Consider the following 22,521-nt stretch of genomic DNA (forward strand, 5'->3'; position numbering starts at 1 on the left):
GATGAGGGTGTCCGTGCTGCGGCATTTGGGCAGGGGTGTGCTGCACGACTTACTCTAGGTAAAATTCCCTCTCGCAACCGCGACGCGATTGGTGTATGAAATAGTTTAATGCTAAACTATATTCGCCAGCAAGGAGTCGCCATCCCATGGTTGCCCGGAAAAGCACTAAGAAATCCAACGTCTCAGCCGAAGATCTCAAGCAGTATTATCGCGATATGCTGCTCATTCGACGATTCGAGGAAAAGGCGGGCCAGCTTTATGGCATGGGTCTGATCGGCGGTTTCTGCCATCTCTACATCGGACAAGAGGCGGTTGTCGTCGGACTTGAGGCCGCCGCAGAAGAGGGCGACCGCCGCATCACCACATACCGCGATCACGGGCACATGCTGGCCTGCGGGATGGACCCCAACGGTGTGATGGCCGAACTCACCGGGCGTGAGGGGGGCTATAGTCGCGGCAAGGGCGGCTCGATGCATATGTTTTCGACCGAAAAGCGGTTCTATGGTGGCCATGGCATCGTGGGTGCCAACGTGCCGCTCGGCGCCGGTCTGGCCTTTGCCGACAAATACCTTGGAAATGATCGTGTGACCTTCACGTATTTCGGAGATGGTGCCGCCAATCAGGGACAGGTCTATGAGACCTTCAACATGGCCGCCCTTTGGCAATTGCCGGTGATCTTCGTGATCGAGAACAACCAATACGCCATGGGCACATCGCAGAAACGATCAACCTCTAGCCCTGACATCTACACGCGTGGGCAGGCCTTTGGCATTCCCGGCGAAGCGGTCGACGGGATGGACGTGCTGGCCGTGAAAGAGGCGGGCGACAAGGCCGTTGCGCACTGCCGCTCGGGCGCGGGCCCCTACATTCTAGAAATCAAGACCTACCGCTATCGTGGCCATTCCATGTCTGACCCGGCCAAATATCGCACCCGCGAAGAGGTGCAGAAAATGCGCGAGGAAAAAGACGCCATCGAGCATGTGCGCGATCTGCTGGTGTCGGGCGGTCATGCCACCGAAGAGGACCTCAAGGCGATCGACAAAGAGATCAAGGATGTGGTGAACGCCAGTGCCGAATTCGCCAAGGAAAGCCCCGAGCCCGCGCTTGATGAGCTTTGGACAGATATTATTGCCGACGCGGCACCGCAGAACGCGTGAAGAGGAGAGACGACAATGGCAACCGAAATCCTGATGCCCGCCCTCTCTCCGACCATGGAAGAAGGCACACTGGCCAAATGGCTGGTTAAAGAAGGCGATACCGTCAAAGCTGGTGATATCCTCGCCGAGATTGAAACTGACAAGGCCACGATGGAATTCGAGGCGGTCGATGAGGGCGTGATGGGCAAAATCCTGATCGCCGAGGGCAGCGAAGGCGTCAAGGTCAACACCCCCATCGCCGTGATGCTGGAGGATGGCGAGAGCGCCGAAGACGTGGCAAGTGCCCCCGCCGCCAAGGCACCCGAGGCCGCCCCCGCCCCGAAAGCTGCCCCTGCTACTGCCAAGGCTCCCGAGGCACCGAAAGCGAATACCAGCCCCGATTGGCCTGAAGGCACCGAAATGCAGACCATGACAGTGCGCGAAGCGCTGAACACTGCCATGGCCGAGGAAATGCGCCGTGACGACACCGTGTTTGTCATGGGGGAAGAGGTTGCCGAGTATCAGGGAGCCTATAAGATCACCCAGAACCTGCTCGAGGAATTCGGTGCCAAGCGCGTGATTGACACGCCGATCACCGAGCATGGCTTTGCCGGGATAGGTGTTGGCGCGTCTTGGGGGGGCTTGCGGCCCATCGTCGAATTCATGACGTGGAACTTTGCCATGCAGGCGATTGACCAGATCATCAACTCTGCGGCCAAGACGCTTTATATGTCTGGTGGTCAGATGGGCAGCCCGATCGTGTTCCGTGGTCCCAACGGGGCAGCCGCGCGTGTCGGCGCACAGCACAGCCAGGATTACGCGGCGTGGTACGCCCAAGTGCCCGGTTTGCGCGTGGTGCAGCCTTATTCGGCGGCGGATGCCAAGGGCCTGTTGAAAACCGCCATTCGCGATCCCAACCCGGTGGTGTTTCTCGAAAATGAGATCCTCTATGGCCGCTCGTTTGAAGTTCCCAAGCTCGACGATTTCACCATCCCCTTCGGCAAGGCCAAGATATGGCGAGAAGGCACGGATGTGACCATCGTCAGCTTTGGTATCGGCATGACCTATGCGCTAGAGGCCGCCGAGAAACTGGCTGAGGATGGGATCAGCGCCGAGGTGATTGACCTGCGCACGCTGCGCCCGATGGATACGGATACGGTCATCGCCTCTGTGATGAAAACCAATCGTTGCGTGACGGTGGAAGAAGGCTGGCCGGTGGCCTCAATCGGCAACCATATCTCGGCCGTGCTGATGCAAAAGGCGTTCGACTATCTCGATGCGCCGGTCATCAACTGCACGGGCAAGGATGTGCCGATGCCCTATGCCGCCAATCTGGAAAAGCTGGCGCTGACCTCTACCCAAGAGGTGATCGACGCCGTTCGCCAAGTGACCTATCGCTGAGGGAGACCCTAAGATGGCAACCGAAATTCTGATGCCCGCCCTCTCGCCCACGATGGAAGAGGGCACGCTGGCCAAATGGCTGGTCAAAGAGGGGGATACCGTTTCTGCGGGCGATCTCTTGGCCGAGATTGAAACTGACAAGGCCACGATGGAATTCGAGGCAGTGGAAGAGGGCGTTGTTGGCAAGATCCTGGTGGCCGAAGGCACCGAAGGGGTCAAGGTCAACACCCCCATCGCGGTGATGCTGGATGAGGGCGAAAGCGCTGCGGATATATCCAGTGCCCCGGCCAAGGCCGAGGCTCCGGCAGCCAAACAGGCCGAGGCAACGCCGCAAGCCCAAGCTGCGGCCAAACCTGCCCCCGTCGCGCCGAAAACGGGCGATGGGGATCGCATTTTCGCCTCGCCGCTTGCGCGTCGCATCGCGGCAGACAAGGGGATTGATCTGGCAGGCATCACCGGTTCGGGCCCGCATGGCCGGATCGTCAAGGCGGATGTGGAAGGGGCCAAGGCCGGCGCTGCCCCCGTTGCAAGCGCTGCCGAGGCTCCGGCAAGCAAGGCTGCAACCCCGGCACCCGCTGCAGCCCCTTCTGGTCCGTCGTCGGATGCCGTGGTTGCCATGTATCAGGGCCGCGCCTATGAAGAGGTCAAGCTCGACGGCATGCGCAAGACCATTGCTGCGCGCCTGACCGAGGCCAAGCAAACCGTGCCGCATTTCTACCTGCGGCGTGAAATCCGCCTTGATGCACTGATGAAATTCCGCGCGGATCTGAACAAACAGTTAGAGCCACGGGGCGTCAAGCTGTCGGTCAATGACTTTATCATCAAGGCCTGCGCGCTTGCCCTTCAGGCGGTGCCGGATGCCAATGCCGTCTGGGCCGGTGACAAGGTGCTGCGCCTGAAACCCTCTGACGTGGCGGTGGCGGTGGCCATTGAAGGTGGGCTCTTTACGCCGGTTCTAAAGGACGCCGAGATGAAATCTCTTTCGGCGCTATCGGCAGAGATGAAAGACCTCGCCAAACGCGCCCGTGACCGCAAGTTGGCACCACAGGAATATCAGGGCGGCACCTTTGCGATTTCCAACCTTGGCATGTTCGGGATCGAGAATTTCGATGCCGTCATCAACCCGCCGCATGGTGCGATCCTCGCCGTTGGCGCAGGGCTTAAAAAGCCGGTGGTGGGCAAGGATGGTGAATTGACCGTGGCCACGGTCATGTCGGTGACGCTCTCGGTGGATCACCGCGTGATCGACGGCGCACTTGGTGCGGAGCTTTTGACGAAAATCGTCGAGAACCTTGAAAATCCGATGGTCATGTTGGCCTAAAGATCAGCGCCCCGGCTCTTAGTCGGGGCGTTACACTTTGTTCAGCGGGTCAGCACAAGACGTCCGCCAGTGATCTCGATGCTGGAAAAGCGTTGCAGATACTCCATCCCCAACAGGGATTGGCCCATTTCGCCCTGATTGACCACGGCCCGCAGGTTTTCATGCCGCACCGGCCCAACCACAAGGCTTTCAAGACGCACCGGCGCTGTGCGCACCTCGCCATTGGCGGTATAGGCGCGGCCCAGATAGGCCAAACTCTTGGTATCAAGCCCGATCCGTTCAGCGTCACTCTGGCTGAGCACGATCTGACTGGCCCCAGTATCGACGACAAAGCGCACCGGCACGCCCTCGATCTCGACAGTCAGGTAGTAATGCCCGTCCGGCGCGCGCGGCACTTCGATCCGGTCGCCCGCGACGACGCTTTGCATTGGGCGCACCGTCTGGCGAATATCCTCCCAGAGGCCCACCGCCGCCAAGGCACCAACAAAGATAAGACCCCAGATCAACGCCTGCTGCGCCAATTTGCCCAAGGACGCGCGGTTCTGAGCCACAAACCAAACCAAAAGCACTGATCCAAGGATCATGAGATAGGTCAGTCGGGCGAAATCAAAATCCTGCATGGCCGCTATATAGGCGCTCAGCCAGCCAAACCAAAGCCGCGCAAGCCATCAAGCACGAATTGTACGGCAAGCGCCGCCAGCAGCATGCCCAAGAGCCGTGTCACCACGTTGATCCCTACCTTGCCAAGGGCGCGCTCTAAAAGACCAGAGGTCAGAAACATCACGAAAACCAAGGCGATGACCGACAGCATAACACCGATGACCCAGAGCAGCCCCTCTGCCCCCGGCTTTTGCCCAGCCAATAGGATCACCGTTGCAATCGACCCGGGCCCGGAAATGAGCGGGATCGCGATGGGAAAAATCGACGGATCGTCGCTGTCGTCTTCTTCGGCCGCGTCGGCCTGTCCCTTGCGCCGCTGTCCGCGCCGTTCAAAAAGCATGTCGAGCGCCGTGAGAAACAGCAGCAAACCACCTGCAATGCGAAAGGCAGGCATCGAAATGCCGATAAAGCCCAACACCGCCTCGCCGAGCGCAGCAAACAGGATGAGCAACAGCGCAGAGGTGACGCAGGCCCGAATGGCAATCGCGCGCCGTCGCGCCGTGCTCATCCCTTGGGTCAGCGCCACAAAGAGCGGTGTCATCCCGATAGGATCAATGATCACGAAGAGCGTGACAAAGGCCGTGATGAGAAACGCAGTATCCATAAGGGTCTTGCACCATTTTCAGGCTGAAATGCCAAGGGAAAAGTCCCCTGATCCAAAAACCTGAGTGCCCGCAAAGGTAGATGCTCGTAAGGGCGATCAGCGCTCTGCCGTTTCCAGCCGCTCCAATGCCTCCATCCAGAGGGTCTCAGCCAGAGACAGGCCATCCTCAATCTCGGCGTATTTCTTTTGCCATTGGGTCAGCCCGTGGATGTCATCGTAGATCGCGGGATCGGCCAATTTCGCGGCGACCTTGCTCTCCATGTCCTGCAGCTTGGCGATACGCTCTTCGCAGCGTTTCACATCTTGTCGCAGCTTGAGGATCGCATCGCGCGAGGGCTTTTTGACCTTGATTTCCTTGGGTTTTTCACTTGGCTTTTCGGTGTCCGAGCCGCTGAGCAGCATGGCGCGATAGCTTTCCAGATCACCCTCATAGGGGGCCACAGCACCGTCCCGGACCAGCCACAGGCGATCCGCCACCAGCCCCAGCAGGTGCATATCATGGCTTACCAGAATGATCGCGCCGGAATAGGCGGTCAGCGCCTCAACAAGGGCCTCACGGCTTTCGATATCGAGGTGGTTGGTCGGTTCATCGAGAATCAGCATATGCGGCGCATCGAGCGTGGCCAGCATCAGCGATAGCCGCGCCTTTTGCCCGCCCGAAAGCTTGCCGACCAGCGTTTCGGCCTGTTCGGCCCCGATTCCAAATCCGCCCAAACGCGCCCGCAGTTTCGCGGGTGCCTCTTCCGGGCGCAGGCGGCGGATGTGGTCAATGGGGGTTTCATCAAGGTGCAATTCCTCGACCTGATGCTGCGCAAAATAGCCGACGCGCAGCTTTGAGGCTTTGTGAATCTGGCCTTCAATTGGGTCAAGTTTGCCTGCCAAGAGCTTGGAAAGAGTAGATTTCCCTTCACCATTGCGCCCCAAGAGTGCGATCCGGTCATCTTGGTCGATCCGCAGGTTCAACCGCCGCAGCACCGGCACGCCATCATACCCAACCGATCCGCTCTCGATCCGCAAGATGGGCGGTGACAACTCTTCGGGCGTGGGAAAGGTAAAGCGTTTGAGTGCTGCCTCTTGCGGTGTTGTGATCGGCTTGAGTTTGGCAATCATCTTGAGGCGGGATTGTGCCTGCACGGCCTTGCTCGCCTTGGCGCGGAAGCGGTCGACAAAGCTCTGGAGATGCGCGCGGCGGGCGTCTTGCTTTTTCGCCTCAGAGGCGGCAGCGGCAAGACGGGCGGCACGGGTTTCGGCGAAAGTCTCGTAACCGCCTTGATAAAGCGTGAGTTTTTTATCCTCAAGATGCAGGATCGAGCCCACGGCGCGGTTTAAAAGCCCGCGATCATGGCTGATGATGAGCACCGTATGGGGATAGCGCGCGAGGTAGGTTTCAAGCCACAGCGCGCCTTCAAGGTCGAGATAGTTGGTGGGTTCGTCCAGCAGCAAGAGGTCGGGTTGCGAGAAAAGCACACCTGCCAAGGCCACGCGCATCCGCCAGCCGCCAGAGAAGGCGGAGCAGGGCATAAGCTGTTCTTCGTCGGTAAACCCCAGTCCTTTAAGGATGCTCGAGGCGCGCGCCTCGGCGGACCAAGCGTCGATATCTGCGAGCCGCGTCTGGATTTCGGCGATCCGCGCGCCATCGGTCGAGCGCTCGGATTCTTCCATGAGTTCAGCACGTTCCGTGTCATAGCTCAGAACGGTGTTGACCAGTGACACCTCGTTTCCGGGCACCTCTTGGGCCACGCCGCCGATGCGCGCGCGCGACGGCAGGCTGATGCTGCCACCTTCCAGTGCCAATTCGCCCCGGATCAGGCGGAATAGGGTGGTTTTGCCCGTGCCATTGCGGCCCACGATGCCAACCTTGTGGCCATCGGGGATAGAGGCAGAGGCGCTCTCGATCAGGGTTCGGCCCGCGACCGAATAGGTGATATCATCTATGTGCAACATGGCCCCCGCATGCCGTATGTGCGCGCCGCCGTCAATCGCGGCTTTTCAAGGCGCGGTGTGCATGTTATCGGACCCGCGATCAAACGCGGTCGGGCAAGGGGCCGGGCCGGTGAAACCTATGGAAAAGAGGCTGAAATGGCTGTTGAACGCACGCTGAGCATTATCAAACCCGACGCGACCAAGCGCAACCTGACCGGCAAGATCAATGCCAAGTTCGAGGATGCAGGTCTGCGCATCGTCGCGCAGAAGCGCATTCAACTGACACCGGAACAGGCGGGTGTTTTCTATGCCGTGCACAAAGAGCGCCCCTTCTACGGCGAACTGTGCGAATTCATGGCGTCTGGCCCGGTTGTGGTGCAGGTTCTGGAAGGCGAGGGCGCTGTGGCCAAGAACCGCGAAGTGATGGGCGCAACCAATCCTGCGGATGCTGCAGCGGGCACGATCCGTGCGGAATTCGCCGAGTCGGTCGGTGAAAATTCTGTCCACGGTTCGGATGCGGCAGAGACTGCAGCGGTCGAGATCGCCTATTTCTTTTCGGGTCTCGAACTGGTCGGCTGATCTTAAGGCGATAGATAAAGAAAGGGCCGTATCCTGTTGGGATGCGGCCTTTTTCTTTTATATACTTGCGTAGTCCTGATAGACTGGCGCGGCATTTGGTTTGGGCTGCGGTCGCGCAGAGGGTTGCGGGGGCGCGGATTTGGCCCCGGATGTCGGGGGGGTGGCCTGTGGCATTGGACTGCTCCATTATGGGGTGGCAAACCTTGAACGGCTTGGCCTTTGATTATCCTTACAGGATCGGTAAGTTTCACGGCGCGGTTAGGGCGCGATTGTGGCGAAACTAAGGCGAATCAGGCGCTTAGCTGGTCGACCACGGTGACGCCATAGCCCTGAAAGCCGTCCATTGCGATCAAGGCATTGTTAAGTCCCGATAATCCGATGCGTTGGGTGATCAGGCGTTCAGGGTCGAGATGCCCGGCAGAGATCATGGCGAAGAGGGGGGCGAAGCGGTCAGCCCCCATGCCACGGGTGCCGTGCAACGTGATCTGGCGAGAATAGACCAGCTCTAACAGGGGTAATTCGGGTGTGGCGTGGCGGCCAAGGGGCATGCCGATTTGAACGTGACGCCCCATTTTGCGAAGGCTTTTCAAAGAGTTGTGAAAGGTGTCCGTGATCCCGAGCGCGTCTAGAGAGACATGCGCGCCGCCTTCGGTCAGGTCGCGCACGGCGGCACCGACATCTGGGGATTGGCTGGCATCAAGGGTGGCTGTCGCGCCGAGGGATTTGGCGATGCGCAGCGCCTCGGGGTTGACGTCGATGGCCAGAACACGGGCACCGATGGCTGCGCCGATCATGATGGCCGAGAGACCGACACCACCGCAGCCGTGGACGCTAAGCCATTCACCGGGTTGAGTTTTTGCGCGATCCACGACGGCGCGAAAGGCCGTGGTGACGCGGCATCCCATGCCAGCGGCGGCGGCATAGCCCATCGTATCGGGCAGGCGCACGAGGTTGAAATCGGCGCGCGGAATGGCGAGACGTTCCGCAAAGGCCCCCCAGCCGGTAAAGCCGATCACCTGTTGGTGATTGCAGACTGTGGGCTCTCCGCCCCGGCAATCGGGGCAGGTGCCGCACCCCAGAATGAACGGGGCCGTGACCCGGTCACCCACGGCGAAGGCCCGACATTCTGGCCCGATTTCAAGGACTTCTCCCGCGAATTCATGCCCCATGACATGCGGCAGGATGACATCGGGATCGGCCCCTTTCCACGCGTGATGGTCAGAGCGGCACACACCGCAGGCGCGCACGGCGATGATCGCGCCGTCACGGGGACAGTCGGGATCGGGCACTTCGGTGATGTCGGTGGGGGTATTGTAGCAGGTCAGGAGGGCTGCGCGCATCGGGCACCTGTAGCTGGAATTGTCGGCAGCCTAGGGGCGGGGTTTGGCGGGTGCAAGCCTGTAAGGTCTGTAAGGTTCTCAAGTCGATTTTGTAAGGTCCGGTAGGGCCGGGGCCGCCACAGGGAGAAGCGGCCCCAAGGTCGGGCGGATCAGGCGACCATCCGCGCGACCACCTCGCCAAAGGAGGAGGGGGTCGGGACGATTGTGACACCCGCCTCGGAGAGGATCTCGACCTTTTCTTGCGCCGATTCGCCGAAGGCCGACACGATCGCCCCGGCATGGCCCATACGTCGACCTTTGGGGGCCGAGAGACCGGCGATATAGGCCGCCACCGGCTTGGTCATATGGTCGCGGATGTAAGCGGCGGCTTCGGCCTCTTGCGGGCCGCCGATTTCGCCGACCATGACCACGGCATCGGTGCCCTCGTCATTCTCGAACAACTCCAGAATGTCGCGGAAGGAGGAGCCGTTGATCGGATCGCCGCCGATGCCGACGGAGGTGGACACACCGATGCCACGCTCTTTCATCTGGCTGGCGGCCTCGTATCCCAAGGTGCCCGACCGCCCGATGATGCCCACCCGGCCCGGTTTGTAGATATGCGGCGGCATGAGGCCGGCAAAGGCCTGACCGGGGGTGATGATGCCCGCGCAGTTGGGGCCGATGAGGCGCATGCGCTTTTCTGCCTTGTAGCGGCGCATGTAGCGTTTGACCTTGATCATGTCGCTGGCGGGGATGCCATCGGCGATGCAGACGCAGGTGGTGATGCCAGCATCCGCCGCTTCCATGATGCTGTCGGCGGCAAAGGGGGGCGGGACGAAGCAGATCACGAGATCGGCACCGGTTTCTGCCACAGCCCCTTTGACGGTGTTGAAAACGGGCAGGCCGTTATGTTTGGTGCCGCCCTTGCCCGGTGTCACGCCGCCCACGACGTTGGTGCCGTGGTTGATCATGTCCTGCGTATGAAAGCTGCCGATGCGGCCGGTGAGGCCGGTCACGAGCACGCGACTGTTCTTGTCGATGATAATGGCCATCATGCGGCTCCCTTGACGGTGTTTTTGGTGTCGGACCAGGCGCGGACCACCAGATCAGCGGCTTCGGCCAGTGTTTCGGCGGTCAGGATCGGCAGGCCGCTGTCGGCGATGAGGCGGCGGCCCTCTTCGACATTGGTGCCCGAGAGGCGCACGACGAGGGGCAGGGTGAGGTTCAATTCGCGCACCGCGCGGATCACGCCCTCGGCGATCCAGTCGCAGCGGTTGATGCCTGCGAAGATATTGACCAAGATCGCCTCGACGTTGCGGTCGTTGAGTACGGCGTTGAAGGACATCAGCACCCTATCGGGGCTGGCCCCGCCGCCCACGTCGAGAAAGTTGGCCGGTTCGCCGCCCGCCATCTTGATCATGTCGAGCGTCGCCATGGCGAGACCCGCGCCGTTGACGATACAGCCGATTTCGCCGGTCAGACCGATGTAGTTGAGGCCGCGGTCAGAGGCGAAGGTTTCGCGCGAGTCCTCTTGGCTTTTGTCGCGGAGTTCCGAGATTTCGGGGCGGCGGAAAAGGGCGTTGTCATCAAAGCTGACCTTGGCGTCGAGCGCCATGATCTCGCCCGAGGTGGTGACGACGAGCGGGTTGATTTCCACCATATTGGCGTCGGTTTCCTCCATCATGCGGTAGCAGCCGATGATGGTCTTGACCGCCTGCGGGATGAGGGCGGCATCAAGGCCCAGGGAAAAGGCAATCTCGCGGGCCTGAAACGCCTGCATGCCCACGGCTGGATCGACCACGGAGCGGATGATCGATTCGGGCTCTTGCGCGGAAATCTCTTCGATCTCCATGCCGCCTTGGCCTGAGGCCACGACGACAACGCGCTCTTCCTTGCGGTCCATCACGAAGGCCAGATAGATTTCCTGCGCGATGCTGGTGGCCTCTTCGATATAGAGGCGGCTGACGAGTTTCCCTTGGGGGCCGGTCTGATGGGTGACGAGCATGCGCCCGAGCATCCATTGTGCGGCCTCGGAAATCTCGGTCTCGTTTTTGCAGATGCGCACGCCGCCTGCTTTGCCGCGCGCGCCGGAGTGGATCTGGGCCTTGACCACCCAACGGTCGCCGGACAGTTCCGAGGCGCGGTAGACCGCCTGTTCGGGGCTATAGGCGATGCCGCCGCGCGGCACCTGCACGCCAAAGCGTTTCAAGAGTTCCTTGGCTTGGAATTCGTGGATATCCATTTGGTAGTCCTCCCTATCGTGGTTGGCCTTTTTGGTTGGCCCTCAGCCTTTGGCGGCGATGGCGTCGGCGACGCTGATGACGTTGTTGGCCATACGCTCGGATGCGGCGTCGATCATCTTGCCATCAAGGCTCGCGGCCCCTTTGCCTTGGGCCTCGGCCTTGCGCAGTTCTTCGATGATGCGGCGGGCGCGGGTGACTTCGGCCTCGGGGGGCGAGAAGACATCATTGGCGAGCGCGATCTGGCTGGGGTGGATGGCCCATTTCCCCTCGATCCCCAAGGTCGCGGCGCGTTTTGCGCTGAGCGTATAGCCGTCAGGGTCAGAGAAATCGCCAAACGGGCCGTCGATGGCGCGCAGACCGTAAGCGCGGCAAGCCACTGTCATGCGGCTGAGGGCAAAATGCCACTGGTCACCGGGATAATCGGGGTTGAGGCCGCCGATGACCACGGTGCGGGCGCGGTTGGAGGCGGCATAATCGGCCACGCCAAAATGCAGCGCCTCGAGCCGTCCGGGGGCCGAGGCGATCGCCTCGACATTGGCCATGCCGAGGGCGGTTTCAATCAGCGCCTCAAGGCCGATCTGATGGGTAAAGCCCATCGCCGTCTCGATCTGGCTGACCATGGTTTCGACGGTGTAGAGATCGGCGGGCACGCCCACCTTGGGGACAAGGATGGTATCAAGGTGCTGACCTGCCTGTTCCACAATCTCGACCACGTCGCGATACATGTAATGGGTATCAAGGCCGTTGATGCGGATCGAAATGGTCTTGCCCTTGGCTTTCCAGTCGATGTCGTTGAGGGCCTGAATGATATTGGCGCGGGCCTGCACCTTGTCCGGGGGGGCGACGGCATCCTCTAGGTCAAAGAAGATGTAGTCGACATCCGAGTCCGCTGCCTTGTCGATCATCGAGGGGCTGGAGCCGGGAACGGCGAGTTCCGAGCGTTGCAGGCGTTGCTTTTTCAGCGGGTGAAGCGTGTAGCTCATAAAGATGTCCGATCAGGCGGCGCGGGCGGGTGCAACGCGCACCTGCATTGTGGGGGTGGAGGCGCGGAAATGTTCCTGAGCGGCGGCGATGCCACAGCCCGGTTCGATCACAGCCCCGGCATCTCGCAGCGCCATTTCAGCCGCCGATATGGCACCGCAGAGCATCACCGGGTTGAGCGAACCCAAGTGACCGATGCGAAAGGCGCGACCGGCCAGTTTGGCAAGGCCAGAGCCAAGCGAGGTCTGATACTTGTGATAGGCGGTGGCGATCACGTCGCGGGCATCGACGCCCTCGGGGGCATAGATGGCCGACACGGTATCGGAATGCCATTCCGGACCATGCGCCACGAGGCGGCAACCCTGCCATTCGGCAATCGCGGCACGTACGCCCGAAGCGAGGCGGTGGTGACGGTCCCAGACGCTTTCCATTCCTACCGCCAGCAGCATATCGAGCGAGCAGCGCAATCCGCGCAGGAGTTGGGTGGCGGGGGTGTAGGGGAAATAGCCGGTGTCGTTCAGCTTGATCATATCGGCAAAGCTGAAGTAGCAGCGGGGCATTTTTGCGTGCTCATGGGCGGCGAGCGCCTTGTCGCTGACGCCCAAGAGACCAAGACCGGCGGGCAGCATGAAGCCTTTTTGCGAGCCTGCGACGGCGAGGTCGACGCCCCAATCCTCCATCTCGAATTCAATCGAGCCGATCGAGCTGACGCCATCGACAAAGAGAAGTGCGGGGTGGTTGGCCGCATCCATCGCGGCGCGAATGGCGGCGATGTTGGAGGTGACGCCGGTGGCTGTCTCGTTATGGGTGGCAAAGACCGCCTTGATCTTGTGCTCTTTATCGGCGGTCAGTTTGGCGGCGTAATCCTCGACCGGCACGCCCTTGCCCCAATCCACCTCGCAGAGGTCCACGTCGAGGCCCAAACGCTCGGCCATATCAACCCAAAGCATTGAGAACTGGCCAAACCGTGACATGAGCACGCGGTCGCCGGTGTTGAGCGTGTTGGAAATCGCGGCCTCCCAAGCGCCGGTGCCGGAGGTCGGGTAGACAAACACGCGGCCATGGGTCAGGCGGAACACCTTTTTCAGGTCCGACAGCAGCGGCAGGATGAAATCGCCGAAATCCGGCGCGCGCATATCCTCCATCGGGATATTCATCGCGCGGCGCACCTCCTCGGGTACATTGGTGGGTCCGGGAATGAAAAGATGCGAATGGCCGTTCATGATTGTCCTCCTCTTGGCTTGGCCCTTTATGCGGGGCGGTGGCGCATGCCGTAATGCCCGCGCGCATGGAAAAACGCGGCCATACGGGGGGCTGATTGCCCCGGCGGGTAGGGGTGCCCTACCCGATGGGGGCGCGGCGGTATGCCGTTGCATTCTGAAAAATCGTTTGATTTCAGGACGTTCCTTGGTCTTGTATAGCGGGGCCGGAGGAGGAGACTGTGCGAGATATGATTGACGCGACCGTTCAGGACGCTGCATTGGAGCTGCCCGAGGTGATCGTGGCGGACCGGCAGGCGATTGTCTGTCAGGGCCTGGGATCATTGGTGGCGCAGATCGCGGCGGTGCGACTTGGCCCCTTTGCCACCGATCTGGCCAGCCTGCGCAAGGCGCTGGGTGAGCGGCCGGGGCGGGTGGTGCTGGTGCTGGGGGTTCGGTTGGCGGATGCGGATCTGGGCCGGGTGTTGGACATGCTGCGGCGGGATCATCCGCGCGTGATGGTGGTGGTGGTTGCCGAGGAGGCGGAGTTTGCCTTTATCCGCACGGCGGTGAAGGCGGGGGCGCATTCGGTTTGTATGATGGGGCAGGTTCTGAGCAGTCTGCCGCGGGTGTTGGGCCATCTGGTTGAAGGCCACAGCATCCTGCCCGCCGAGATTCTCAAACGGTTGATGGGCGAGCAAGGCGATAGCCTGACCCGGCGCGAGCATGAGATATTGGGGCTGTTGGTGGATGGGTTGACCAATTTCCAGATTTCAGCGCGGCTGGGCCTGTCGGAGAATACGGTCAAATATTACCTCAAGGCGATTTACCAGAAACTGGACGTGAATTCGCGGGGCGGGGCCATCGCGAAATATGTGGCGGGGACGTATTGAAGGGGGCTATCGCTGATGTTCACGCCGATGGCGTGCCACGCGGTGCCTGTCCGCCGGGAGGGCGCTGAAACAGGAGTGGATGGCACTTTATGACTGCCGAATACTTCCGCGCCATCAAGAAACTGCGACGCCGCAAAAGCGCCCGCCCGAGGGGGCGGACGGGCGCTGCGCGGCGGCGCTACGCGCCTTGATTCCGCGCGGGTTGAGTGCTGCGAATGACCGAGAAAATCCCCCTCAATCCACCACCGTCACCAGATGCCAGCGCAGCGCATCGTTGGGCACCGGATCGAAATGGGTCACGCGGTTGGAGAGCACCACGAGTTGCGTGACGTGAAAGGGGATGATCGTGCCGGAATTCATCGCCAGATATTCCTGCGCCTCGATATAGAGCGCGCGGCGGCGTTTGAAATCAAGCTCGGCGCGGGCGGTTTCGAGCAGTTGGTCGAATTTGGAATTCTTATAGAAAGTCTCGTTCCATTTGGCGGTGGAGTGAAACGCCTCATTCAGGGCTTGATCGGCGGGGCGTTCGCCCCAAGAGGTGCTGAACGCGTCCTTTTTCATCCAGACATTTGACCAATAGCCATCGGCGGCGGCGTTGATCAGGTTGACGCGGATGCCCGCGCGCGCGGCCTGTTCCTGAAACGCGACACCGATCACCGGCCAGCTGGGATCAAGGGCAGAGACATGCACATCGACATCGACCCCATCGGGATAGCCTGCCTCGGCGAGCAATTGGCGCGCACGCTCGGGGTTGGCGGGGCACTCCATCTCGGCGCGGTATTGGTCATTGGGGGCCACGGGCGTGTCGCAGGAAATCACCCCGCCGCCATCCAGCGCCAGTTGCAGCATCTCGTCGCGGTCGACGGTCAGGTGCAGCGCCTCGCGCACGCGGGGGTCATCAAAGGGTGGCACATCGGTGCGAAAGGCCAGACCCATCCAGTTGCCGGTGGGGATCTCTAGGAGTTGGTAGCGCAGCGATTTATCAAGCGCGCGGCGCATCATGGGGGCGATGCCGCGCTCCATGTCGAGCTGTCCGCCGAGGAACGCCTGAAGCCGGGCTTGGGCATCGGGCACACCGATCACCTCGATTCGGGCGAGGGCGGGGGGGCCTTCCCAATAGTCCTCATTGGCGACCAGCGTGGTGATGCCGTCTGGGTCGAATTTCTCGACCTTGAATGGTCCGGTGCCAATTCCGGAATGGTGAATGGTATCGCCCGAGCCTTCTGGGATGATCCGCAGGCGGGGGTCCATCAATTGCAGCGGCAGATCGGCAAAGGGCGCGTCAAGGCGCAGTTCCACGCTGAGCGGCCCGGTGGTGGCAATGTGGGTGATCATCTTGACGGCGGCGCGGGCGGGGCTGCCGAAATCGGGGTCAATCACCCGCTTGATCGAATAGACCACATCGCCCGCATCCAGCGCGCTGCCATCGTGAAAGCGCACACCGTCGCGAATCTGAAAGCTCCAGACGGTGCCATCTGAATTGGGGGTCCAAGAGGTGGCGAGATCGGGTGCGGGCTTGCCGCCGGGACCGGGGCGCACAAGGCGGCTCTGGATTTTCTCGATGATCTGGAGCACGCGGCCCTGCGAGGCGGGATCAAGGCTCGAATGGGCGCCGAAGCCCACGTTATGCGCATGGCGGAACGTGCCCGAGGGGGCGGCGCCTGCCGGCGTGGCAAGCAGCAGGCACAGGATCGACAATAGGATGGGCCGCATCGACATCTCCCCGGGCTATTGGGGCAGAGTGTGCCAAGGCGGCGCGGGGAAATCAAACTATTCGGGATGCTGCGGAGATCACGATTTGGGCGTGGGGGATGGGCATAGGAAAGTTGAAATTTCCGCCAGCCAGCGCTTGACGGGCGCGCAGCCCCGTCATAGAAGCGCCACACGTCGGGGGTTCGCCCCTGATCGTGCTGCGGGCGGTTGTAGCTCAGTTGGTTAGAGTACCGGCCTGTCACGCCGGGGGTCGCGGGTTCGAGCCCCGTCAACCGCGCCACCGCAGCCCTCAAAGGCCCCCGCCCCGGCGGGGGTTTTTGCGTTTGGGGGCTGGGTCTGAGGGCCTATCTGCCAATGCTTTCGATTCACGATTTTGGGATTGACGGGCGCGCGGGGGGCGCTTATGCAGCCTCCCACGCGCGGTTGTAGCTCAGTTGGTTAGAGTACCGGCCTGTCACGCCGGGGGTCGCGGGTTCGAGCCCCGTCAACCGCGCCACTTTCCCCTTTATGCCTGACAGACCAGCCTTGGCGGATCACTCTGCCGCGGCGATGGTTTGCTCGGCGAATTGCGGTATCACCTTGTCGATGAAGAGTTGCAGCGAGCGTTTCTGGCGATCCATATCGAGGCCCATGGACGCGTAGTAGATGAAGGCATCGACGCCCAAAGCCTCGTATTGGCGGACTTTATCGGCCACGGTCTCGGGGCTGCCGAAGGCGAGGTTTTCCTCGAGCATGGCGGGATCGGTGCGGGCGTTGCCCTCGAGTTCCGCGAGGGGGACGGGATCGGGGAAGCCGTTGACCACTTCGCCGCGTTTCATCATCAGGTTGCCGAATTGGCCCAGAACGCGGCGCAGGGCTGCCAAGGCGGCCTGCCGGTCGTCCTCGGTTTCATAGACCGCCGTGTGGCGCATGAGCGCCCAACGCCCGTCATAGCGCCCGCCGTTCTTGGCGATCGCGGCGTCGAGCCGGGCGCGGTAATTCTCGGCCTCGGAAAAGGGCATGGTGAGCGGCCAGCTCATGATGTCGCAGCCATGTTCCACCGCATAATCAAAGGTGATGGGGGCGCGGGCGGCGACCCAGATCGGCACCTCGGATTGCACCGGCTTGGGGCAGGAGGTGGCGGTGGGGAATTGCCAGTATTCGCCGTCATGGGCGTAATCGCCCGCCCAGAGGTTTTGCACCACGGGCAGCGATTCCTGCATATAGCGCCAGCTGTCGGGCTGCGCGAGCCCCGGCATCATACGGTCGAATTCGCGCTGATAGGCACCCGAGCCGATGCCGAATTCAAGCCGCCCGTCGCTGAGCAAATCCAGCATCGCGGCCTCGCCAGCCAGCCGGATGGGGTGCCAATAGGCGGCGTTGACCACGCCCACGCCCAAGCGGATGCGGCTGGTGTGTTCGCCCCACCATGTCAGGATCTGAAAGGGGTTGGGGGCGATGGTCATCTCAAGCGCGTGATGCTCTGCCGCCCAAGCGATTTCAAAGCCGCCTGCCTCGGCCATTTGGACCATTTCGAGGGTGTGGTCGCGCAGGGCCTTCATGTCGGCGCTGGGATCGAGCCGTTCGAGATTGATTGCGAGGTGGAATTTCATGCCGGTCTCCTGTGATCAGCGCATTTGAAAGGGGTTGGCCATGGGATCGTCGGACATATTCATCCAGACGGTTTTGGGCCGTGTGTAATCGTAAAGCGCCTGAAAGCCGCTTTCGCGGCCATAGCCGCTGGATTTCGTGCCGCCGAATTCGGCGATGGGGCTGATGGCGCGGTAGGTGTTGACCCAGACGATACCGGCGCGCACGGCGCGCGACATTCGCAGGGCGCGGGCGTTGTCGCGGGTAAAGATGCCTGCGGCAAGGCCATGCTCGGAGCCGTTGGCGAGGGTCAGCGCCTCGGCCTCGGTTTTGAAGCGAAGGACCGAGAGGACTGGGCCGAAAAGCTCGGTATCGACGATGCGCAGGTCGGGGGAGGGGCAATCAAGAATGGTGGGTTCAAAGAACATCTCGCCCGCCGCAGACCGTTTGCCGCCGCAGATCAGGCGCGCGCCTTGGGTCTGGGCATGGGCCACCTCGCGCTCGATATGATCCAGTTGCGCGCGGGTGCAGAGAGGGCCCATTTGCGTGGCCTCGTCCATCGGATCGCCGATGCGGATGCGGCTGGCGATGGCGCTGAGGCGGGTGAGGAAATCGTCGGCGATATCGGCGTGCACAAGCAGGCGCGAGCCTGCGACGCAGCTTTGACCCGAAGCGCCAAAAATGCCCGCGACAGCGCCGTTCACGGCACTTTCGATATCGGCATCGTCAAAGACGACAAAGGGGGATTTGCCGCCCAATTCAAGGCTGACTTGTGCGAAATTCTGGGTGGAGTTCGTGAGCACATGGCGCGCCGCGTTCGGGCCGCCGGTAAAGCTGATCCTTGCCACAAGCGGATGCGAGGTGAGCACGCGACCGCAGGGATCGCCGTGGCCGGTGACGATATTGACCACGCCGTCGGGGATGCCTGCCTGTGCAATGAGCCGCCCGAATTCGAGAATCACGGCAGGGGCGTGTTCCGAGGTTTTGAGCACGAGCGTGTTGCCTGCGGCCAAGGCGGGGCCGAGTTTGACCGCCGTGAGGAACAGCTGGGAGTTCCACGGTACGATGGCGGCCACCACGCCCAAAGGTTCGCGGTGGGTGAAGACGAACATATCCGGCTTGTCGATGGGGAGGGTTTCGCCGGTGATCTTATCGGCGGCCCCGGCGTAGAACTGCAGGAATTCGGCGATATATTTGGCCTGCCAGCGGGTTTCCTTGAACATCTTGCCGGAATCGCGGGTCTCAATCTCGCCCAAGGGTTCGCTGTGTTCGGCCAGAAGATCGCCCAAGCGGCGCAGGCATTGGCCGCGTTGGGTGGGGGTCATGCGCGACCATGGGCCGTCATAGCAGGCGCGATGCGCGGCCTCGACGGCGCGGATCACGTCGGCCTCGGTCGCCTCGGGGGCGGTGGCCCAGATTTCACCGGTGGCGGGGTTGAAGCTCTCGAACCGTCCACCGTCCGAGGCATCGACCCATGCGCCGTCGATCAGCATTTGGTACTCAGTGGTCATTCTTTGCCTCTTATTCTGCGGCACAGCGGGCGGCATCCTTGGGCACGACCCGGTGATAGCCACCGTCGCGCCATGCCAGTGGCGCGGTACCTGCGTCAAACACGCTGGTGACATGGCCTATCACGATGAGATGGCTGCCCGATGGCACGCTCTGCGCCATGTCGCAGGCAAAGCCTGTGGCCCCTTCGATCAGGGGGGCGGTGCCCGGCGTGCCGTAGCAGTCGATGCCGGAAAAGCGGTCGGTGATCCAGCCGTCGTGCCGCCCGGCGAAGCGGTCGGCGATGTCAGTGCTGCCTTCGGGCAGGATATTGACGCAGAAGCGGCCATTGGCGGCCACTGCCTGTGCGATGCGGCTTTGCCCGTGCAGGCAGACAAGGACCGAGGGCGGATCGGCGGAAACCGAGGCAAAGGCGCTGACCGTGGCCCCGAACCGGCCCATCGGCCCATCGGTTGTGACAACTGTCACCGAGGCTGCGACCTGACGCATGGCGCTGACAAAGCTGGCTCTGTCCACGGGGGCGGGGCTGGGGTGTTGCATGGGATGTCCTTGGGTCTGGCGGGTGGTTTTGAAGGGCAGGTACAGGCTGACATGAAAGGTGAATTTTTGAAAACGAATTGTTTTGCTGTATATGTTCGAATAATCCGAATTGATGCTCTGTGCAGGGCGTTTGCACCTGCAGCATTGCGGATTCCTGCCAAGTGATTGCGCTAACTTGGAAAAACGGGCTTGTTTGCGGGTTGCGAATCCGTATGAGGCTGGACTAGCTGACAGGAATGCGCCGCCGCAGCGGTGTCGGACAGGGTAGGGCGCCCACGCCCAAAAGGGAGAAAGACATGACGGCAGGACGGGTCAATCCGCGCTTTCGGTTGGAAGATCAGGGAATTTTGGGGCTGGGCAAGGTTCATTACAACCTGATGGAGCCCGCCTTGGTTGCGGCTTCGGTGCAGCGCGGCGAAGGGGAATTGGGGCAGGGCGGCACGCTCTTGGTCAGCACGGGTGAATTCACCGGCCGGTCGCCCAAGGATAAGTTCACGGTGCGCACACCGACCACGGAAAACACGATCTGGTGGGATAACAATCTGGCGATGTCGCCAGAGCATTTTCATCAGTTGCACAAGGACATGCTGGCCTATCTGGCGGGGCGCGAAGTGTTTGTGCAGGATCTGGTGGCGGGTGCGGACTCTGAGCACAGCATCAATGTGCGGCTGGTCAATGAGCTGGCGTGGCACAACCTGTTCATCCGCCACATGCTGCGCCGTCCCGAGCGTGAGGCGCTGGATCATTTCGTAGCCGATTACACGGTCATCAACTGCCCCGGTTTCAAGGCGGACGCCGCGCGGCACGGCTGCCGGTCGGAGACGGTGATCGCGGTCAATATCGACGCCAAGCTGATCCTCATCGGCAATACCGAATATGCCGGGGAAAACAAGAAATCCATCTTTGGCCTGATGAATTACCTTCTGCCCGAAAAGGGCGTGATGCCGATGCATTGCTCGGCCAACCATGCCAAGGATGATCCCGAGGATGCGGCGGTGTTCTTTGGTCTGTCGGGCACCGGCAAGACCACGCTGTCGGCAGATCCCAACCGGACCCTGCTGGGCGATGACGAGCATGGCTGGTCGGACACAGGCACGTTCAATTTCGAGGGTGGCTGCTATGCCAAGACGATCCATCTGAGTGCGGAAGCCGAGCCGGAAATCTATGCCACCTGCTCGATGTTCGGCACGGTGATCGAGAACATGGTCTATGACGCAGAGACGCGCGAACTGGACTATGAGGATTCGAGCCTTACAGAGAATATGCGCTGCGCCTATCCGCTGAACTATATCCCCAATGCATCGGCCACCGGGCTGGCGGGACATCCGCGCAATGTGGTGATGCTGACCTGTGATGCGTTCGGCGTGCTGCCCCCGATTGCGCGTCTGACTCCGGCGCAGGCGATGTATCACTTCCTGTCCGGGTTCACCGCCAAGATGGCCGGGACCGAGCGGGGCCTGACCGAGCCGCAGCCGGTGTTTTCCACCTGTTTCGGCGCGCCCTTCATGCCGCGTCGCCCAGAAGTTTACGGCAATCTGCTGCGCGCCAAGATCGAGAGCCAAGGCGCGTCGTGCTGGCTGGTCAATTCGGGTTGGACGGGCGGGGCCTATGGCACCGGATCGCGGATGCCGATCAAGGCGACCCGTGCGCTTTTGACCGCAGCCCTTGATGGGTCGCTCAACGGGGTCGAGTTCCGCAAGGATGCGAATTTCGGCTTTGACGTGCCTGTGGCCGTTCCCGGCGTGGCGGATGTGCTTCTTGATCCGCGCCGCACATGGCATGATCCGGCGGCCTATGACGCGCAAGCGGCCAAGCTGGTGCGCATGTTTGCGGATAATTTCGCGCAATATCTGCCGCATGTCGATGAAGACCTGCGCGCGGTGGCGCTGGGCTAGGAGGCCCTGGCCGCCCTTTGAACCCGCGCGTGCGGTGTGCGATGGGCGGTCAAAACATGCCAAAGGCGTTTTGCACCGCAAATTAATGTGCTAGGACCGGGGCGACGCGGGCGTTACGACCCGCGCATCGCAACTGAGAGTGAGATCGCGCATGAAAATCGGCACGTCCCGAGCCAGGCTATTGGGTGCCCTTGCTGTGGCCATGGTCATAGCGGGCTGTGGTGAGAGAGAAAGCGTCGAGCGCGGCAACGTCAATTATGAGAATTACACCGCGCAGCAAATTTTCGAGCGGGGTGAGTACGATCTGGCGCAGCGCGATCCCGATTTGGCAGCCAAAAGCTTTGCCGAGGTCGAGCGGCTTTATCCTTATTCGGATCTTGCGAAGCGGGCGGTGATCATGCAGGCCTTTGCCCATCATCAGGACAAGGCCTATGAGGAAAGCCGCGCCGCGGCCCAACGCTTTATCGACTTTTACCCGACCGATGAGGACGCGGCCTATGCGCAGTATCTTCTGGCGCTGAGCTATTATGATCAGATCGACGAGGTCGGACGCGATCAGGGGCTGACCTTTCAGGCGTTGCAATCGCTGCGCGAAGTGATCGAGCGCTACCCCGACAGCGAATATGCCAATTCCGCGATCCTGAAATTCGATCTGGCCTTTGACCATCTGGCCTCGAAGGAAATGGAGATCGGGCGCTATTACCTCAAGCGCGATAACTTCGCCGCTGCTGCCAACCGGTTCCGGGTTGTGGTTGAGGATTTCCAGACCACGACGCATACCGCCGAGGCGCTGCACCGGCTGGTGGAATCCTATCTGTCGCTGGGGCTGGTGAACGAGGCCCGCACGGCGGGGGCCATTCTGGGCCACAATTTCCAAGGCACCGATTGGTATGAGGACAGCTACAAGCTCTTGACCGGGCGGGGCTATACGCTGGAGGCGGCCGGAGATGGCTGGTTGCAGCAGATCTATCGGCAGACCGTTCAGGGTCGCTGGATCTAGAGGGGGCGGGGATGCCCCTGCCTGACGGGATGGCCT

The 22,521-nt window shown here is 61.5% G+C and carries 19 protein-coding genes and 2 tRNA genes; 9 read left to right on the top strand and 12 right to left on the bottom strand.

The annotated features are described in order from the left end of the window. Positions 1–146 precede the first annotated feature (146 nt). Genes pdhA through ROSMUCSMR3_RS17005 form a run of 3 tightly spaced genes read left to right on the top strand, consistent with a single transcriptional unit; the run spans position 147 to position 3,858 of the window. Entirely contained in the window at positions 147–1,157 is a 1,011-nt protein-coding gene (gene pdhA / locus ROSMUCSMR3_RS16995) for a pyruvate dehydrogenase (acetyl-transferring) E1 component subunit alpha (RefSeq protein WP_008280147.1), read from the top strand. 15 nt (positions 1,158–1,172) lie between these two features. Continuing rightward, positions 1,173–2,537 carry a pyruvate dehydrogenase complex E1 component subunit beta gene (locus ROSMUCSMR3_RS17000; protein WP_008280148.1) on the top strand — a complete coding sequence of 455 codons (1,365 nt, stop codon included), beginning with the start codon at positions 1,173–1,175 and terminating at the stop codon, positions 2,535–2,537. Positions 2,538–2,550: 13 nt separating this feature from the next. Then, the gene (locus ROSMUCSMR3_RS17005; protein ID WP_081508091.1) at positions 2,551–3,858 is read left to right on the top strand and encodes a pyruvate dehydrogenase complex dihydrolipoamide acetyltransferase; all 1,308 of its coding nucleotides are present in this window, start codon (positions 2,551–2,553) and stop codon (positions 3,856–3,858) included. A gap of 41 nt (positions 3,859–3,899) precedes the next feature. Here ROSMUCSMR3_RS17005 and ROSMUCSMR3_RS17010 read toward each other — a convergent pair whose 3' ends face one another. From ROSMUCSMR3_RS17010 to ROSMUCSMR3_RS17020, 3 genes are all read right to left on the bottom strand, one after another. Beyond that, complete coding sequence (locus ROSMUCSMR3_RS17010; protein ID WP_081508092.1) at positions 3,900–4,478, bottom strand: TIGR02281 family clan AA aspartic protease; 579 nt, start codon at positions 4,476–4,478, stop codon at positions 3,900–3,902. A 17-nt stretch (positions 4,479–4,495) separates the two neighbouring features. After that, complete coding sequence (locus ROSMUCSMR3_RS17015; protein ID WP_081508093.1) at positions 4,496–5,122, bottom strand: MarC family protein; 627 nt, start codon at positions 5,120–5,122, stop codon at positions 4,496–4,498. 96 nt (positions 5,123–5,218) lie between these two features. Next, complete coding sequence (locus ROSMUCSMR3_RS17020) at positions 5,219–7,066, bottom strand: ABC-F family ATP-binding cassette domain-containing protein (protein ID WP_008280152.1); 1,848 nt, start codon at positions 7,064–7,066, stop codon at positions 5,219–5,221. A gap of 135 nt (positions 7,067–7,201) precedes the next feature. Here ROSMUCSMR3_RS17020 and ndk point away from each other — a divergent pair, with 135 nt between their 5' ends. After that, a complete protein-coding gene (gene ndk, locus ROSMUCSMR3_RS17025) occupies positions 7,202–7,624 on the top strand; it encodes a nucleoside-diphosphate kinase (protein ID WP_008280153.1) in 423 nt (140 codons plus the stop codon). Positions 7,625–7,914: 290 nt separating this feature from the next. Here ndk and ROSMUCSMR3_RS17030 read toward each other — a convergent pair whose 3' ends face one another. The 5 genes from ROSMUCSMR3_RS17030 to ROSMUCSMR3_RS17050 form a co-directional block, all read right to left on the bottom strand. After that, entirely contained in the window at positions 7,915–8,964 is a 1,050-nt protein-coding gene (locus tag ROSMUCSMR3_RS17030) for a zinc-dependent alcohol dehydrogenase family protein (protein ID WP_081508094.1), read from the bottom strand. A gap of 149 nt (positions 8,965–9,113) precedes the next feature. Continuing rightward, positions 9,114–9,995, bottom strand: coding sequence for a succinate--CoA ligase subunit alpha (gene sucD, locus ROSMUCSMR3_RS17035; protein WP_198385547.1), 882 nt, complete (start codon positions 9,993–9,995; stop codon positions 9,114–9,116). Beyond that, positions 9,995–11,185 carry a malate--CoA ligase subunit beta gene (locus tag ROSMUCSMR3_RS17040; RefSeq protein WP_008280156.1) on the bottom strand — a complete coding sequence of 397 codons (1,191 nt, stop codon included), beginning with the start codon at positions 11,183–11,185 and terminating at the stop codon, positions 9,995–9,997. The genes sucD and ROSMUCSMR3_RS17040 overlap by 1 nt, the downstream gene beginning before the upstream one ends. Positions 11,186–11,227: 42 nt before the next feature. Then, positions 11,228–12,169 carry an HpcH/HpaI aldolase/citrate lyase family protein gene (locus ROSMUCSMR3_RS17045; RefSeq protein WP_008280157.1) on the bottom strand — a complete coding sequence of 314 codons (942 nt, stop codon included), beginning with the start codon at positions 12,167–12,169 and terminating at the stop codon, positions 11,228–11,230. Positions 12,170–12,181: 12 nt separating this feature from the next. Then, a complete protein-coding gene (locus ROSMUCSMR3_RS17050; RefSeq protein WP_081508096.1) occupies positions 12,182–13,390 on the bottom strand; it encodes a pyridoxal-phosphate-dependent aminotransferase family protein in 1,209 nt (402 codons plus the stop codon). 227 nt (positions 13,391–13,617) lie between these two features. Between ROSMUCSMR3_RS17050 and ROSMUCSMR3_RS17055 the strand changes: the two genes are divergently transcribed. Beyond that, positions 13,618–14,259, top strand: coding sequence for a helix-turn-helix transcriptional regulator (locus ROSMUCSMR3_RS17055; RefSeq protein WP_008280159.1), 642 nt, complete (start codon positions 13,618–13,620; stop codon positions 14,257–14,259). Positions 14,260–14,493: 234 nt separating this feature from the next. On the opposite strand, the gene ROSMUCSMR3_RS17060 is transcribed toward ROSMUCSMR3_RS17055, so the two are convergent. Continuing rightward, the gene (locus ROSMUCSMR3_RS17060; protein ID WP_081508097.1) at positions 14,494–15,978 is read right to left on the bottom strand and encodes an ABC transporter substrate-binding protein; all 1,485 of its coding nucleotides are present in this window, start codon (positions 15,976–15,978) and stop codon (positions 14,494–14,496) included. 197 nt (positions 15,979–16,175) lie between these two features. Between ROSMUCSMR3_RS17060 and ROSMUCSMR3_RS17065 the strand changes: the two genes are divergently transcribed. After that, positions 16,176–16,252, top strand: a tRNA-Asp gene (locus tag ROSMUCSMR3_RS17065). Between the two features lie 139 nt (positions 16,253–16,391). Next, positions 16,392–16,468 (top strand) — tRNA-Asp (locus ROSMUCSMR3_RS17070). A gap of 37 nt (positions 16,469–16,505) precedes the next feature. Here ROSMUCSMR3_RS17070 and ROSMUCSMR3_RS17075 read toward each other — a convergent pair. Genes ROSMUCSMR3_RS17075 through ROSMUCSMR3_RS17085 form a run of 3 tightly spaced genes read right to left on the bottom strand, consistent with a single transcriptional unit; the run spans position 16,506 to position 19,590 of the window. Continuing rightward, positions 16,506–17,564: an LLM class flavin-dependent oxidoreductase gene (locus ROSMUCSMR3_RS17075; RefSeq protein WP_081508098.1), complete on the bottom strand. Its 1,059-nt coding sequence runs from the start codon at positions 17,562–17,564 to the stop codon at positions 16,506–16,508. A 15-nt stretch (positions 17,565–17,579) separates the two neighbouring features. Beyond that, positions 17,580–19,052 carry an aldehyde dehydrogenase gene (locus tag ROSMUCSMR3_RS17080; protein ID WP_081508099.1) on the bottom strand — a complete coding sequence of 491 codons (1,473 nt, stop codon included), beginning with the start codon at positions 19,050–19,052 and terminating at the stop codon, positions 17,580–17,582. A 10-nt stretch (positions 19,053–19,062) separates the two neighbouring features. Next, positions 19,063–19,590 (bottom strand): flavin reductase family protein, encoded by a 528-nt coding sequence (locus tag ROSMUCSMR3_RS17085; protein ID WP_237183473.1) that lies wholly within the window; start codon positions 19,588–19,590, stop codon positions 19,063–19,065. Between the two features lie 296 nt (positions 19,591–19,886). Here ROSMUCSMR3_RS17085 and ROSMUCSMR3_RS17090 point away from each other — a divergent pair, with 296 nt between their 5' ends. Both ROSMUCSMR3_RS17090 and ROSMUCSMR3_RS17095 read left to right on the top strand, forming a co-directional pair. Continuing rightward, complete coding sequence (locus ROSMUCSMR3_RS17090; RefSeq protein ID WP_081508100.1) at positions 19,887–21,485, top strand: phosphoenolpyruvate carboxykinase; 1,599 nt, start codon at positions 19,887–19,889, stop codon at positions 21,483–21,485. A gap of 151 nt (positions 21,486–21,636) precedes the next feature. Next, on the top strand, positions 21,637–22,485 hold the full coding sequence (locus ROSMUCSMR3_RS17095) for an outer membrane protein assembly factor BamD (protein WP_037297199.1): 849 nt from the start codon (positions 21,637–21,639) through the stop codon (positions 22,483–22,485). Positions 22,486–22,521: the final 36 nt, after the last annotated feature.

Source organism: Roseovarius mucosus, from assembly GCF_002080415.1.
Taxonomy (GTDB): Bacteria; Pseudomonadota; Alphaproteobacteria; order Rhodobacterales; family Rhodobacteraceae; genus Roseovarius; species Roseovarius mucosus_A.

Coding starts and splice junctions, on each gene's coding strand:
- ROSMUCSMR3_RS17090 (WP_081508100.1), top strand. CDS start 19,887: ATGACGGCAGGACGGGTCAATCCGCGCTTTCGGTTGGAAGATCAGGGA.
- ROSMUCSMR3_RS17055 (WP_008280159.1), top strand. CDS start 13,618: ATGATTGACGCGACCGTTCAGGACGCTGCATTGGAGCTGCCCGAGGTG.
- ROSMUCSMR3_RS17045 (WP_008280157.1), bottom strand. CDS start 12,169: ATGAGCTACACGCTTCACCCGCTGAAAAAGCAACGCCTGCAACGCTCG.
- ROSMUCSMR3_RS17095 (WP_037297199.1), top strand. CDS start 21,637: ATGAAAATCGGCACGTCCCGAGCCAGGCTATTGGGTGCCCTTGCTGTG.
- ROSMUCSMR3_RS17005 (WP_081508091.1), top strand. CDS start 2,551: ATGGCAACCGAAATTCTGATGCCCGCCCTCTCGCCCACGATGGAAGAG.
- ROSMUCSMR3_RS17000 (WP_008280148.1), top strand. CDS start 1,173: ATGGCAACCGAAATCCTGATGCCCGCCCTCTCTCCGACCATGGAAGAA.
- ROSMUCSMR3_RS17075 (WP_081508098.1), bottom strand. CDS start 17,564: ATGAAATTCCACCTCGCAATCAATCTCGAACGGCTCGATCCCAGCGCC.
- ROSMUCSMR3_RS17015 (WP_081508093.1), bottom strand. CDS start 5,122: ATGGATACTGCGTTTCTCATCACGGCCTTTGTCACGCTCTTCGTGATC.
- ROSMUCSMR3_RS17085 (WP_237183473.1), bottom strand. CDS start 19,590: ATGCAACACCCCAGCCCCGCCCCCGTGGACAGAGCCAGCTTTGTCAGC.
- ROSMUCSMR3_RS17040 (WP_008280156.1), bottom strand. CDS start 11,185: ATGGATATCCACGAATTCCAAGCCAAGGAACTCTTGAAACGCTTTGGC.
- ROSMUCSMR3_RS17060 (WP_081508097.1), bottom strand. CDS start 15,978: ATGTCGATGCGGCCCATCCTATTGTCGATCCTGTGCCTGCTGCTTGCC.
- ROSMUCSMR3_RS17030 (WP_081508094.1), bottom strand. CDS start 8,964: ATGCGCGCAGCCCTCCTGACCTGCTACAATACCCCCACCGACATCACC.
- ROSMUCSMR3_RS17020 (WP_008280152.1), bottom strand. CDS start 7,066: ATGTTGCACATAGATGATATCACCTATTCGGTCGCGGGCCGAACCCTG.
- ROSMUCSMR3_RS17080 (WP_081508099.1), bottom strand. CDS start 19,052: ATGACCACTGAGTACCAAATGCTGATCGACGGCGCATGGGTCGATGCC.
- ndk (WP_008280153.1), top strand. CDS start 7,202: ATGGCTGTTGAACGCACGCTGAGCATTATCAAACCCGACGCGACCAAG.
- ROSMUCSMR3_RS17050 (WP_081508096.1), bottom strand. CDS start 13,390: ATGAACGGCCATTCGCATCTTTTCATTCCCGGACCCACCAATGTACCC.
- ROSMUCSMR3_RS17010 (WP_081508092.1), bottom strand. CDS start 4,478: ATGCAGGATTTTGATTTCGCCCGACTGACCTATCTCATGATCCTTGGA.
- pdhA (WP_008280147.1), top strand. CDS start 147: ATGGTTGCCCGGAAAAGCACTAAGAAATCCAACGTCTCAGCCGAAGAT.
- sucD (WP_198385547.1), bottom strand. CDS start 9,995: ATGGCCATTATCATCGACAAGAACAGTCGCGTGCTCGTGACCGGCCTC.